At 71.0% G+C, this 12,163-nt stretch carries 12 protein-coding genes; 8 read left to right on the top strand and 4 right to left on the bottom strand.

The window, feature by feature from the left end; all coding sequences use genetic code 11:
- Positions 1 to 69 precede the first annotated feature (69 nt).
- Positions 70 to 747: a phosphate signaling complex protein PhoU gene (phoU, locus tag OTB20_RS14885; protein WP_267817794.1), complete on the bottom strand. Its 678-nt coding sequence runs from the start codon at positions 745 to 747 to the stop codon at positions 70 to 72.
- 216 nt (positions 748 to 963) lie between these two features.
- Between phoU and OTB20_RS14880 the strand changes: the two genes are divergently transcribed.
- Positions 964 to 2,208 carry a sensor histidine kinase gene (locus OTB20_RS14880; RefSeq protein ID WP_267817793.1) on the top strand — a complete coding sequence of 415 codons (1,245 nt, stop codon included), beginning with the start codon at positions 964 to 966 and terminating at the stop codon, positions 2,206 to 2,208.
- A complete protein-coding gene (locus OTB20_RS14875; RefSeq protein WP_030387286.1) occupies positions 2,205 to 2,885 on the top strand; it encodes a response regulator transcription factor in 681 nt (226 codons plus the stop codon). Before OTB20_RS14880 ends, OTB20_RS14875 begins: the two co-directional genes overlap by 4 nt.
- 100 nt (positions 2,886 to 2,985) lie before the next feature.
- Here OTB20_RS14875 and OTB20_RS14870 read toward each other — a convergent pair whose 3' ends face one another.
- Complete coding sequence (locus OTB20_RS14870; protein WP_267817789.1) at positions 2,986 to 3,621, bottom strand: DUF461 domain-containing protein; 636 nt, start codon at positions 3,619 to 3,621, stop codon at positions 2,986 to 2,988.
- Between the two features lie 615 nt (positions 3,622 to 4,236).
- On the opposite strand from OTB20_RS14870, the gene OTB20_RS14865 reads away from it, so the two are divergent.
- The 6 genes from OTB20_RS14865 to OTB20_RS14840 all read left to right on the top strand — a co-directional run bounded on the left by OTB20_RS14865 (position 4,237) and on the right by OTB20_RS14840 (position 10,676).
- Positions 4,237 to 4,719 (top strand): CarD family transcriptional regulator, encoded by a 483-nt coding sequence (locus OTB20_RS14865; protein WP_206960214.1) that lies wholly within the window; start codon positions 4,237 to 4,239, stop codon positions 4,717 to 4,719.
- Positions 4,720 to 5,071: 352 nt separating this feature from the next.
- Positions 5,072 to 5,818 carry a 2-C-methyl-D-erythritol 4-phosphate cytidylyltransferase gene (ispD, locus tag OTB20_RS14860; protein WP_267817787.1) on the top strand — a complete coding sequence of 249 codons (747 nt, stop codon included), beginning with the start codon at positions 5,072 to 5,074 and terminating at the stop codon, positions 5,816 to 5,818.
- Positions 5,808 to 6,362: a 2-C-methyl-D-erythritol 2,4-cyclodiphosphate synthase gene (gene ispF, locus OTB20_RS14855; RefSeq protein WP_267817785.1), complete on the top strand. Its 555-nt coding sequence runs from the start codon at positions 5,808 to 5,810 to the stop codon at positions 6,360 to 6,362. The genes ispD and ispF overlap by 11 nt, the downstream gene beginning before the upstream one ends.
- 105 nt (positions 6,363 to 6,467) lie before the next feature.
- Entirely contained in the window at positions 6,468 to 7,865 is a 1,398-nt protein-coding gene (gene cysS, locus OTB20_RS14850) for a cysteine--tRNA ligase (protein WP_267817783.1), read from the top strand.
- Positions 7,866 to 7,974: 109 nt separating this feature from the next.
- Positions 7,975 to 8,946 (top strand): 23S rRNA (guanosine(2251)-2'-O)-methyltransferase RlmB, encoded by a 972-nt coding sequence (gene rlmB / locus OTB20_RS14845; protein ID WP_267817782.1) that lies wholly within the window; start codon positions 7,975 to 7,977, stop codon positions 8,944 to 8,946.
- Between the two features lie 179 nt (positions 8,947 to 9,125).
- Complete coding sequence (locus OTB20_RS14840) at positions 9,126 to 10,676, top strand: DoxX family protein (protein ID WP_267817780.1); 1,551 nt, start codon at positions 9,126 to 9,128, stop codon at positions 10,674 to 10,676.
- Between the two features lie 97 nt (positions 10,677 to 10,773).
- On the opposite strand, the gene OTB20_RS14835 is transcribed toward OTB20_RS14840, so the two are convergent.
- Positions 10,774 to 11,553 (bottom strand): nucleotidyltransferase family protein, encoded by a 780-nt coding sequence (locus tag OTB20_RS14835; RefSeq protein WP_267817778.1) that lies wholly within the window; start codon positions 11,551 to 11,553, stop codon positions 10,774 to 10,776.
- A 71-nt stretch (positions 11,554 to 11,624) separates the two neighbouring features.
- Positions 11,625 to 12,038, bottom strand: coding sequence for a hypothetical protein (locus tag OTB20_RS14830; protein ID WP_267754054.1), 414 nt, complete (start codon positions 12,036 to 12,038; stop codon positions 11,625 to 11,627).
- Between the last annotated feature and the right edge of the window lie 125 nt (positions 12,039 to 12,163).

The raw sequence follows: 12,163 nt of genomic DNA, 5'->3' as shown, positions 1-12,163 counted from the left end.
AAGCCGGTTCCCGGGCTGATCCCCGACCCGATCCGAGTCGATCCTGGTCGGTCCGGGCCGGGGCGCGGCTCAGATGCCCTCGACCTGCGTGGGCGCCTGGAGCTCGTCCGCGTGCTCGCCCGTCACGAGGTAGACCACGCGCTTGGCGACCGACACCGCGTGGTCCGCGAAGCGCTCGTAGTAGCGGCCCAGCAGGGTCACGTCGACCGCCGTCTCGATGCCGTGCTTCCAGCGGTCGTCCATCAGGTGCTGGAACAGCGTGCGGTGCAGCTGGTCCATCTCGTCGTCGTCCTGCTCCAGCTGGAGCGCCAGGTCGACGTCCTTCGTGATGATGACCTCGGCGGCCTTCGCCATCAGCCGCTGCGCGAGCTGCCCCATCTCCAGGATGGTCGCGTGCAGGTCGCGGGGGACCGCCGTGTCCGGGAAGCGGAGCCGGGCGAGCTTGGCCACGTGCTGCGCCAGGTCGCCGGAGCGCTCCAGGTCGGCGCTCATGCGCAGCGAGGTGACCACGATGCGCAGGTCGGTGGCGACCGGCTGCTGGCGCGCGAGCAGCGCGATGGCGCGGGCCTCCAGGTCGTGCTGGAGATCGTCCACCTTCTGGTCGGCGGCGATGACGCTCTCGGCGAGCTTCAGGTCGGCGTCGAGCATGGAGGTCGTGGCCCGCCCGATGGCGGAGCCGACCAGCCGGGCCATTTCGACCAGGCCTTCACCGATCGAGTCCAGTTCCTCGTGGTACGCGTCACGCATGTCTCGTGTCCCTCTCTCGACCTACTACTGCGGTACTGCCCGGGGCGGGCCGGTGCGGCCATCGGCCCCACGTTGTCACGGTGACCCTCGAACGCGGCCGACTCCGGCCCCACAGGTGAATCAACCCCGTCGCCAGGGTGAACTCTGGGCGACGACTGTTCGAGGTGCCACCCGAACGGCTGTGGAAGTGTCGTCGCGCCTGCTTAACCTGGAGTCATGGACGTGAACGCGGCGGTCGCCGCAGCTGCAGCGATTGCCGGGCTTTGCACCGGTGTGATCGCGATGCTGGCGTTCCGCTGGAGCGAGCGTGACCAAGCCCGCCCCACCCGGAGCTCCATGCGCCCCGATATCAACGCGGTGCTCCCACCGGGCGTGGACACCGTCCTCTCCGTGCTCCGCTCCTCGGCCGTCGTACTCGACGAAGGGGACGCGGTGGTCAAGGCCAGCTCGGCGGCATATGCCCTCGGCCTGGTCCGTGGCGGCAAGCTGGCCGTGGAGCCCATGCTCCACATGGCCCGCGACACCCGGCGCGACGGGGAGATACGCCAGGTCGAGCTCGACCTGCCCCGGCGCGGCACCGGCCGCGGCGAGGCACTGGCCGTCTCGGCGCGCGTCGCCCCGCTCGGTTCCCGTCTCGTGCTCCTCCTCGTGGAGGACCTCACCGAGGCCCGCCGCATCGAGGCCGTACGCCGCGACTTCGTCGCGAACGTCTCGCACGAGCTCAAGACCCCGGTCGGCGCGATCTCCCTGCTCTCGGAGGCCGTCATGGACGCCTCGGACGATCCCGAGGCCGTCCACCGGTTCGCCGGCCGCATGCAGATCGAGGCCACCCGCCTGATCAACCTCGTGCAGGAGCTCATCGACCTTTCACGGGTACAGAACGACGACCCCCTGGAAGACGCCGAGCCCATGCGCGTGGACACGCTGGTGGCCGAGGCCATAGACCGCTGCCGGCACACGGCATCCGCGAAGCAGATCACCATGGCCGCCGGTGGCACCGCCGACCTGCGGGTATGGGGAAACCGGGGGCAGCTCGCGGCCGCCCTCGGAAATCTGGTCGAGAACGCCGTCAACTACAGCCCCGCCCGCACCCGCGTCGGCATCGCCGCGCGCCGGGTCACCGCCCCGGGTGGAGACTTGATCGAGATAGCCGTGACCGACCAGGGCATCGGCATCCCGGAAAAGGACCGCGAGCGCATCTTCGAACGCTTCTACCGCGTGGACCCGGCCCGCTCCCGTGCCACGGGAGGAACCGGCCTGGGCCTTGCGATCGTGAAGCACGTAGCGGCTTCGCACGGCGGGGAGGTGTCGGTCTGGAGCTCGGAGGGTCAGGGTTCCACCTTCACCCTGCGACTCCCCGAAGCGGCCGCGCCCGTCCCGGCGACGGCCTCCGCACCCGCCCACCCCCTGCTCGAACCTCAGACCGCACCAGCCATCCCTGCCCCGGAGGTCCTTCCGTGACCCGAGTGCTCGTCGTCGAGGATGAGGAATCCTTCAGCGACGCCCTGTCCTACATGCTCCGCAAGGAGGGCTTCGAAGTGGCCATCGCCGCGACGGGGCCCGACGGTCTCGACGAGTTCGAGCGCAACGGCGCCGACCTCGTCCTCCTCGACCTGATGCTCCCCGGCCTGCCCGGCACGGAGGTCTGCCGGCAGCTGCGCGGCCGCTCCAACGTCCCCGTGATCATGGTGACCGCCAAGGACAGCGAGATCGACAAGGTCGTCGGGCTGGAGATAGGAGCCGACGACTACGTCACCAAGCCCTTCTCCTCGCGGGAGCTGGTCGCCCGCATCCGCGCGGTCCTGCGCCGCCGCGGCGAGCCGGAAGAGGTCACCCCGGCGGCCCTGGAAGCGGGTCCCGTCCGGATGGACGTCGACCGCCACGTGGTCACCGTCGCCGGCGGGAAGGTGGACCTCCCCCTGAAGGAGTTCGACCTGCTGGAGATGCTGCTGCGCAACGCGGGCCGCGTACTGACCCGCATGCAGCTCATCGACCGGGTCTGGGGCGCCGACTACGTCGGTGACACCAAGACCCTGGACGTCCACGTGAAGCGCCTGCGCGCCAAGATCGAGCCCGACCCGGGCGCCCCGCGCTACCTGGTCACGGTCCGCGGCCTCGGCTACAAGTTCGAGCCGTAAACAGCCCGGGAGCGCGTACACAGGCGTGTACGCAAGGGAACGGCCCCCGTCCGCTCGATGCGGACGGGGGCCGTTCCCGTTGTCTACGGTGCTTCGTGCCTCAGTGGCCGGTACCGGAGGACGGGGACGCGGACGTGCCCGCCGCGGGGGAGCCCGAGGTGGAAGGGGACGGCGTGGCCGAGGCGGAGCCCGAGGCGCCGGCCGACGGCGTGGGACCCGCGGCCGGGGCGGCGGTCGCGGCGTAGCCCGCGTACATGCCGGTGCCCGGTACGACGAAGCCCTGCAGGGCGACGTCGCCGGTGGTGCTCAGCTGGAAGACGATCTCCTGGACGTTGCCGTCCACGATGTCGTCCCCGCCCGAGATGGCGGCGGAGGCGTTGCCCGTGCCGCCCAGGACGACGGAGCCGCCGGCCGGGACGATCACCTTGGAGCCGCCGCCCGCGGGCTTCAGCGTCACCGTGGCCTTGCCGCCCGGAAGGGTGATGGCGTCGAGCGTCTGCTCCTTGGTGCCGGTGTTGAACACCGTCGCGGAGACGGCGGCCGGGCCCTTCTTGTCCTTCTCCTGGGTGATCACCAGAGCGTTCTGGACCTTGATGTCGCCCTTGGTGGCGGCGGCATTGTCCGGCTTGACCTGGAGAGTCGGCGCGTCGTGGCCCGCGGCGCAGGCGCCCAGCGAGACGATCGAGAACACGACGGCGGTGGCGGCGAGGGCGCCGCGTCGAAGGCTGCGGCTCACGGGGGAGGCAACTCCTTGGACGTACGGGAACGGAAGGGTGGACTCCTCGGAACGGCCGAAGTAGAGCCGCTCTAAGGGGGTGTCAGCGCGCTTAGGTTACCGAGCCGCCGCCCCGCCCCCGCACCCGACCCTCCGCAGTGTGGGGCCCGGCCCTCCACGGGCCCGGCCCCCGCACCGGCGGGTCCCGCCCGCGCCCTCGCCGGTCCGGGGTGATCTTCCATTCGCAAAAGGCCCGCTCGCAATGGCCCGCGCGCCCGCAGGTGATCAATTTCCGGATTTCGTCGAACACCGCTCGGTGATCAATTCCGGATTGGGCCGGAACGGACGCCGTACGGGTGGCCGCCAGTCGAACGGAGTAGTTCGGTCTGCCGCCCCGGAACCCGTCAAAACGGGACGTACGGCACATCGTCAGGGCTCGCGAGCGGGCGTAGCCTAGCCGTTTCGCCTGGTCCGCACAGCGCCTCCGACCTGCGATTACCCCCTTCCGGAAGGCTCTCGCAGCACGTTCGTGTCGCTGTTGTCAAGCCCTGAGATGGGCCCTGACCTGCGAAAACGCCATTCATAACAGTCGATTCTCGTGTTACCCTGGATAGCCACGGAAGGGGTACCTGTCACATGACGTTCAAGGTTGGCGACACCGTGGTCTATCCCCATCACGGGGCCGCGCTGATCGAGGCCATTGAGACTCGTCAGATCAAAGGCGTGGACAAGACCTACTTGGTGCTCAAGGTCGCCCAGGGCGACCTGACAGTTCGTGTGCCTGCGGACAATGCGGAGTTCGTCGGCGTGCGCGACGTAGTCGGCCAGGAAGGGCTGGACCGGGTCTTCGAGGTGCTTCGCGCACCGTTCGCAGAAGAGCCGACGAACTGGTCCCGGCGCTACAAGGCAAATCTGGAAAAGCTCGCTTCTGGCGATGTCATCAAGGTCGCTGAAGTTGTGCGTGACCTGTGGCGTCGTGAGCGTGAGCGCGGGCTTTCCGCGGGTGAAAAGCGCATGCTCGCGAAGGCGCGTCAAATCCTGGTGAGCGAGCTCGCGCTCGCCGAGAACACCAACGAGGACAAGGCCGAGGCCCTCCTCGACGAGGTGCTCGCGTCCTGACGCGATCATCCGTACGCCTGGTCGTACACAGTTGTGCCGCGGTGCCCGATGACAAGGAGACTTGTTGCCGGGCGCTGCGGCATGTCTGCACCCATGCCTTTGAGGCTCACGTCTTCACGACCCACGCCTTTACGGCCGCTGCTGCCTGCGCAGCTGCTGCCGGTACTGCCCCCTGACCCTGCCGCCGGTACCTGACGGCAGTGCCCTGGGAAAGCGATACTCGCTCACTGGCGTGCCGGGTCCGGGCAGCCGGCTCGACCGGTCGTCACGGAAGGGGCGAGGGCGTCGCACCCGGCACCCTTCAGGCCATACCCATGTCGGCCGAAGTCACAAACCTGGCTCGGAGCTACTGATGTCTGACGAATCGCGCCCCCACCGCACAGCCGCGGTGATCCCGGCCGCCGGCCGCGGGGTCCGTCTCGGTCCCGGCGCCCCCAAGGCCCTGCGGACCCTGGGCGGCACGCCCATGCTCATCCACGCCGTACGCGCGATGGCGCGCTCCCGCGCGGTTTCCCTGGTCGTCGTCGTGGCGCCGCCCGCCGACACCACCGAGGTACGCCGGCTGCTGGACGAGCACGCGCTGCCCGAGCGCACGGAGATCCTGGTCGTCCCCGGCGGGAAGACCCGGCAGGAATCCGTACGCGCCGGCCTGGACGCGCTCCCGGCCGACATCACGGCCGTCCTCATCCACGACGCGGCCCGCCCCCTGGTACCCGTGGACACCGTCGACTCCGTCGTCGAGGCGGTCCGCGCCGGAGCGCCCGCCGTCGTCCCGGCCCTGCCGCTGACCGACACCGTCAAGGAGGTCGAGCCCGGCCGGCCCGGCGAGCCCGAGCCGGTCGTCGCCACCCCCGTACGGTCCCGGCTGCGCGCCGTGCAGACCCCGCAGGGCTTCGACCTCGCCACGCTCGTGCGCGCGCACGAGAAGATGGCCGTCGACGGCGAGGGCGCCACGGACGACGCCGGCATGGTGGAACAGCTCGGCGTCACCGTCGTGGTGGTCCCCGGCCACGAAGAGGCCTTCAAGGTCACCCGTCCGCTCGACCTGGTCCTCGCAGAGGCCGTACTCGCCCGCCGGAGGGCCACCGATGCGTACTAGTTCCGAAGACCCGGCGGACCTGGGCTGGAGCCCCGCCGCTCCCGCCCCGGCCCCCGCCGCCCCCGTCATCCCCCTCGTCGGCGTCGGGACCGACGTGCACGCCTTCGAAGCGGGCCGCGAACTGTGGTGCGCGGGCCTGCTCTGGGAGGGCGAGGACGGCCTCGCCGGGCACTCCGACGGGGATGTCGCCGCGCACGCCGCCTGCGACGCGCTCTTCTCCGCCGCCGGCGTCGGCGACCTCGGCGCCCACTTCGGCACCTCCCGCCCCGAGTGGTCCGGCGCCGCCGGGGTCACTCTTCTGGCGGAAGCCGCCCGGATCGTCCGCGCCGAGGGCTTCGAGATCGGCAACATCGCCGTCCAGGTGATCGGCGTCCGCCCGAAGATCGGCAAGCGGCGCGAAGAGGCGCAGAAGGCGCTCGCGGCCGCCGCGGGCGCCCCCGTCTCCGTCTCGGGCACCACCACCGACGGACTGGGGCTGACCGGCCGCGCCGAAGGCCTCGCCGCCATCGCCACGGCCCTCGTGTACCGGACGAACCGGGCCTAGTACCCCGCACGCCCACACCGCCCCCGCGGCTCTTCGACAACAAAGCGGGCCCCGCGTACCGAAAGGGTCGCGGGGCACTGCTACGGGCGCACTACCCTGGATGCCGTGACTATTCGCCTGTACGACACCAGCGCCCGGCAGATCCGTGACTTCACCCCGCTCGTCCCGGGCTGCGTCTCGATCTACCTCTGTGGCGCCACCGTGCAGGCGGCTCCGCACATCGGGCACGTCCGCTCGTACCTGAACTTCGACATCGCGCGCCGCTGGTTCACCTACCGCGGCCTCGACGTCACCTTCATCCGCAACGTCACCGACATCGACGACAAGATCATCCAGAAGTCCGAGGACCAGGCCCGACCCTGGTGGTCCATCGGATACGAGAACGAGCGCGCCTTCAACGACGGCTACAACGCGCTGGGTTGCTTCCCGCCCACGTACGAGCCGCGCGCCACCGGCCACGTGCCGGAGATGATCGAGATGATGCGCGTGCTCATCGAACGCGGCCACGCCTACGAGGCCGACGGCAGCGTCTACTTCGACGTGCGCTCCTTCCCCGGGTACCTGGAGCTGTCGAACCAGAACATCGACGACCTGCGCCAGCCCGCCGAGGACGGCATCACCGGCAAGCGCGACCCGCGCGACTTCGCCATGTGGAAGGCCTCCAAGCCCGGCGAGCCCGACTGGGAGACCCCGTGGGGACGCGGCCGTCCCGGCTGGCACCTGGAATGCTCCGCGATGGCGCACAAGTACCTCGGCAGCGCCTTCGACATCCACGGCGGCGGGCTCGACCTGATCTTCCCGCACCACGAGAACGAGATCGTCCAGGCCAAGGCCTTCGGCGACGAGTTCGCGAAGTACTGGATGCACAACGCCTGGGTCACCCTGTCCGGCGAGAAGATGTCGAAGTCGCTCGGCAACTCCGTCCTCGTCTCCGAGATGCTCAAGGTCTGGCGCCCGATCGTGCTGCGCTACTACCTCGGCACCCCGCACTACCGCTCGATGATCGAGTACAGCGTGGAGTCGCTGCGCGAGGCGGAATCCGGCTTCGCGCGCATCGAGGGGTTCATCCAGCGCGTCATCGAGAAGGCCGGCCCCATCGAGCCGGCCGCCGAGGTCCCGCCCGCCTTCGCCGAGGCCATGGACGACGACCTGGGCGTCCCGCAGGCGCTCGCGATCATCCACACCACCGTCCGCCAGGGCAACAGCGCCCTCGCCGCCGACGACAAGGACGCCGCCATCGCGCGCCTGTCGGAGGTACGGGCCATGCTCGGTGTCCTCGGCCTCGACCCCCTCGACCCCCACTGGGCCGGCGAAGCGGACCGCGGAGAGGACCTCCACGGAGCCGTGGACACCCTCGTACGCCTGGTCCTGGAGCAGCGCGAGTCCGCTCGCGCCCGTAAGGACTGGGCCACCGCCGACGCCATCCGCGACCAGCTGCAGCAGTCCGGCCTGGTCGTCGAGGACAGCCCCACCGGACCCCGCTGGACGCTCGGCCCCCGCTGAGCCCGTCGGAGCAGTCCCACTGGAGCATTCGGATTGGGCTGCCCGGCGATCCGGGCGGCACACTCTTCATACGTACATATCGCAGCACCAACGAAATCAGGTAGAGGTCATGGCCGGGAACAGCCAGCGCAGGAACCGCCGCACGTCCAACAAGAAGGGCGCGACGGCCGGCAGCGGTGGCCAGCGGCGCAAGGGCCTGGAAGGCAGGGGTCCGACGCCCAAGGCGGAGGACCGCAAGAAGCACAAAGCCAACCGCATCAGCAACGCCATGGCCCGGCAGGCCGCCAAGCGCCGTCCGGCCCCGCGCCGCGGCGGCCCCAAGGGCACCAGCGAGATGGTCGTCGGCCGCAACCCGGTCTTCGAGGCGCTGCGCGACGGCGTACCGGCCGTCACCCTCTACGTCCAGCAGTTCATCGACAACGACGAGCGCGTCCGCGAGGCCCTCCAGCTCGCGGCCGAGCGCGGCAACATCAACCTGATGGAAGCCCCGCGCCCCGAGCTCGACCGGCTGACCGGCGGGCTCAACCACCAGGGCATGGTCCTCCAGGTCCCGCCGTACGAGTACTCGCTCCCGAACGAGCTCACCGCCTCCGCCTACGACAACGGCGAGGATCCCCTCATCGTCGCCCTGGACGGCATCACCGACCCGCGCAACCTCGGCGCGATCATCCGCTCCGTCTCCGCCTTCGGCGGCCACGGCGTGGTCGTCCCCGAGCGCCGCGCCGCCAGCATGACCGCCGGCGCCTGGAAGTCCTCGGCGGGCACCGCCGCCCGTACCCCGGTCTCGCGCGTCACCAACCTGACCCGTGCGATCCAGGACTACAAGAAGGAAGGCCTCACCATCGTCGGCCTCGCCGCCGAGGGCACGCACGAGGTCCACGAGCTGGAGCAGCTGGGCGGCCCCGTCGTCATCGTCATCGGCTCCGAGGACAAGGGCATCGGCCGCCTCGTCGGCGAGAACTGCGACTACCTCGTGCGCATCCCGATGCCGGGCGGCGCCGAGTCGCTCAACGCCGGTGTCGCCGCGGGCGTCGTCCTCTACGAGGCCGCCCGCCGCCGCGCCACCCGCGGCCGCGCCTGAGCACTACCGGAGGCCGCGCCAGGGCTGCCCCGGCGGCCGCCGCTTGATCCACTTGGCTCACCGAACGTGACCCGTGAGCGTGCCACCCCGCCCCTTACTGGCGGGGTGGCTTGATTTGACGGGTCTCGGACACATCCCTGATGTCAAGGCAGTGTCCTAAACAGTCGTCACTCGGTTAGATGAGTGTGGACACCAGAACGCCAGGGTTCGACGACCAGCCCGCGCTGAGCATGGTCAAGGTGCCGTGCGATCCCGCACAGGTCATCGTCAACCACGCCAGCTTCCGCGTGCGGCTCGCACCGAGCCCCAGCGCGCGTCCCAGGCCCTTGGGCGCCCCCGGGCTCGCCCCGGCACTCGGCGGGGCCCTCGCGGCCGCCGGGGCCGGCGCCGCCCGCCGCCGGCCCGTCGTCTGGAGCGGCAAGTCCGCCCCCGGCGACGCCGCCGCCAGCGCCGCCATGGGCGGCCTGCTGCAGGCCGTACGCGAGCACGGGCGCGGCCACGAGGAGTACGACGGCGGAACCACCCAGGTCATCCCGCGCCTCGACCTCGCCCAGGACCTCGCGGACGACACCCTCGCCTCCCCGACCGTCATCGGCCAGCGCAGCTACGGTGACGCCGAAGACACCCGCATGCAGCCCGTCGTGGGCGGCCTCTCGCACTCCCACGAGGCCTACGACGCCGCCTACTCCGAGGGCAGCGGATCCGCGGACTCCCGCCGGGCACCGGGCGACGCCCGCGCCCAGGCCTCGTACTACCCCGGCCGCCGGATGAACCTCGGCGTCGTGCTGCTCCCGCTGCGCGTCTTCCTCGGCTTCATCTCCATCTACGCCGGCATGGGCAAACTGTGCGACCCCGTCTACTTCGACGGCGGCGAGCGCGGCTCCATGGTCACCTGGCTGCAGACCCTGCACCCCTGGGCGCTCGCCGAACCGCTGCGCGACTTCGCGCTGGCCCACCCGGTCGGCGCCGGGCTCAGCGTGGCGTTCCTCCAGGTCATCGTGGGCGTGCTGACGGTCTTCGGCCTGTGGCAGCGGTTCGCCGCCTGCTTCGGCGCGCTGCTGTCCGCCGCGCTGCTGATGACGGTGAGCTGGAAGACCGTCCCCGCCTACGACGCGCCCGACATCATCTACCTCGCCGCCTGGAGCCCGCTGATCATCGCGGGCGCCCCCGTCTACTCCCTGGACGGCAGGCTCGCCAGCGAGGCCTGGCGCACCCTGGGACCCCGTTCCGAGGTCTGGCGGCTGCGCCGCCGGGTCCTGCGCCGCGGGGCCGTCATGGCCACCGTCGTCTGCGGACTCACCCTGCTCATCGGCTCGCTCCTCGGCGGCGCCGTCCGCTCCACCACCGTGGTCACCGTCCCCGGACCGGGGGAGGCGCCGAGCAACTACCTGCCCGGGCGGCCCCTGCCGAGCACCCCGCAGCAGCGGCAGTCCGAGCGGCCGACGCCTTCGAAGCAGGCCGCACAGCCCAAGGCCGGAGCCTCCTCGCCGGCGGCCAAGCCCGGCCGCGGGGCTGCCGGTTCGGCCTCACCGAAGGCCGGGTCCGGTTCGCCCACCGCGACCCGGGGCACCACCAGCGGCAGCCAGAGCCCGCGCACCACCCCCCGCCAGTCGGCCCCGCAGAAGCCCCCGGCCAGCTCCGCGGGAACGCGCAGCGGTGGTTCCACCGGCGGCACAGGCAGCTCCGCTCCGGCGAAGCCCGACCTGCTGGGCGGGCTGCTCGGCGGCTGACAGGCCGCGCGAACGAAGGAGAAGGGTCCGGTACGCGAGAGCGTGCCGGACCCTTCTTCGTGTGCGGGCGGGCTGGGCCCCGTACCACCCGGAGGCGCTACAGGGCGTTCTGCGCGGCCAACTCCCTTGCCGCCTCGGTCAGGTCCTTGGCGGTGTCGATCGCCCGCCAGTAGGCCCCCTGGGGCAGCGGGAAGCCCGCGAGGCGCCGCTCGCGGGCCAGGCTGGGGAAGGTCGTACGCTCGTGGTCGCCCAAGTCCGGCAGCAGGGGGGCGAATTCGGGAGCGAAGACGTACACGCCGGCATTGACCGGGTACGGGGACTGGGGTGCCTCGATGAAGTCCACCACGTTCCCGTACTCGTTGATCTCCACCACCCCCCACGGAATGCGCGGCCGGGCGAGCGCGAGGGTGGCCGTGGCGCCGCGTTCGGTGTGGAAGGCGGCCATCTCGCGCAGCGAGAAGCGGGTCCACACGTCGCCGTTGGTCGCGGACCAGGGCCGGTCGGGGTGCGGGAGGTGGCGGGCGGCGTACTTCAGGCCGCCGCCCCGGCCCAGCGGCTCGTTCTCCACGACGGTGGTCACGCGCAGCGGCAACTCCGCCCCGGCCAGCCATTTCTGGAGCACCTCGGCGAGGTGTCCGCAGGAGACCACGGCGTCCGTCACCCCCTCGGCGGCCAGCCATGCGAGCTGGTGCCCGATGATCGGCAGCCCCGTTCCGGGGATCTCGACCATCGGCTTGGGGCGGTCGTCGGTATAAGGCCGCAGCCGCGAACCCTGGCCCCCCGCCAGGACAACCGCCTGGGTCGGGGAGGCCGGGAACGCGGCCGCGTGGGGTCGGTCGGAACGCTCGGGGCTTTCGGAACGCTCGGAATCGGTCATGTCGTCATGTCGTTGTGTCCGGGTGCGGTGCGGTGCGGTGCTTGTGCGGAAGGGCGTTGCGGCGGCGGCCGTCAGCCCATGGAGGCGACACCGGACGCGTACGCGGTGTCGCACACGGGTCGCGCGTACGACTGGGCCTTCGTGGGCCCGTAGGCGTCCACCGCGGCACGCCCGAGGGCGCGTGCGATCCCCACGCAGTGCTCGGCGAGGGACGGCCGCCGGTCGACTTCCTGCTGGAGGTGGGTGAGCACGTCATCCGGCTGCTCGCCCTGCTGGATCTCGCTCAACAGCTTTTCGCGCAGCACGTCCTGGGCGGCGCGGGGCTTCGCGGGGACGGAGACGTCCTCGGCGGACGCGGTCAGGATCTGGGAGGGGGTGTTGTCCGCCCAGGGGACCATGGTGACCGCGAGGGTCCCGGACAGGACCAGGACGACGGGCAGGACCAGGGCGAGGGATCGGCCGATACGGCGGGCAGTGTGGGTCACGAGGGCGAGAGTAGCGCTCGGTGAAGATATGGCGACATTTAGTCACCCGGTCGGGGGATGGTTCGACGTGGCTTTTCGAATTAAGTGTTGACGCTTGGGGCCGAATGGCCCGATCTGCCGGAACT

This window comes from Streptomyces sp. H27-H1, from assembly GCF_026627445.1.
GTDB lineage: Bacteria > Actinomycetota > Actinomycetes > Streptomycetales > Streptomycetaceae > Streptomyces.
This window is presented reverse-complemented; position numbering and strand designations above follow the sequence as displayed.

What these genes read in the sequence shown, in the direction of transcription:
- ispD (WP_267817787.1), top strand. Translation starts at nt 5,072, where the DNA reads ATGTCTGACGAATCGCGCCCCCACCGCACAGCCGCGGTGATCCCGGCC.
- OTB20_RS14880 (WP_267817793.1), top strand. Translation starts at nt 964, where the DNA reads ATGGACGTGAACGCGGCGGTCGCCGCAGCTGCAGCGATTGCCGGGCTT.
- OTB20_RS14865 (WP_206960214.1), top strand. Translation starts at nt 4,237, where the DNA reads ATGACGTTCAAGGTTGGCGACACCGTGGTCTATCCCCATCACGGGGCC.
- ispF (WP_267817785.1), top strand. Translation starts at nt 5,808, where the DNA reads ATGCGTACTAGTTCCGAAGACCCGGCGGACCTGGGCTGGAGCCCCGCC.
- rlmB (WP_267817782.1), top strand. Translation starts at nt 7,975, where the DNA reads ATGGCCGGGAACAGCCAGCGCAGGAACCGCCGCACGTCCAACAAGAAG.
- phoU (WP_267817794.1), bottom strand. Translation starts at nt 747, where the DNA reads ATGCGTGACGCGTACCACGAGGAACTGGACTCGATCGGTGAAGGCCTG.
- OTB20_RS14835 (WP_267817778.1), bottom strand. Translation starts at nt 11,553, where the DNA reads ATGACCGATTCCGAGCGTTCCGAAAGCCCCGAGCGTTCCGACCGACCC.
- OTB20_RS14840 (WP_267817780.1), top strand. Translation starts at nt 9,126, where the DNA reads ATGAGTGTGGACACCAGAACGCCAGGGTTCGACGACCAGCCCGCGCTG.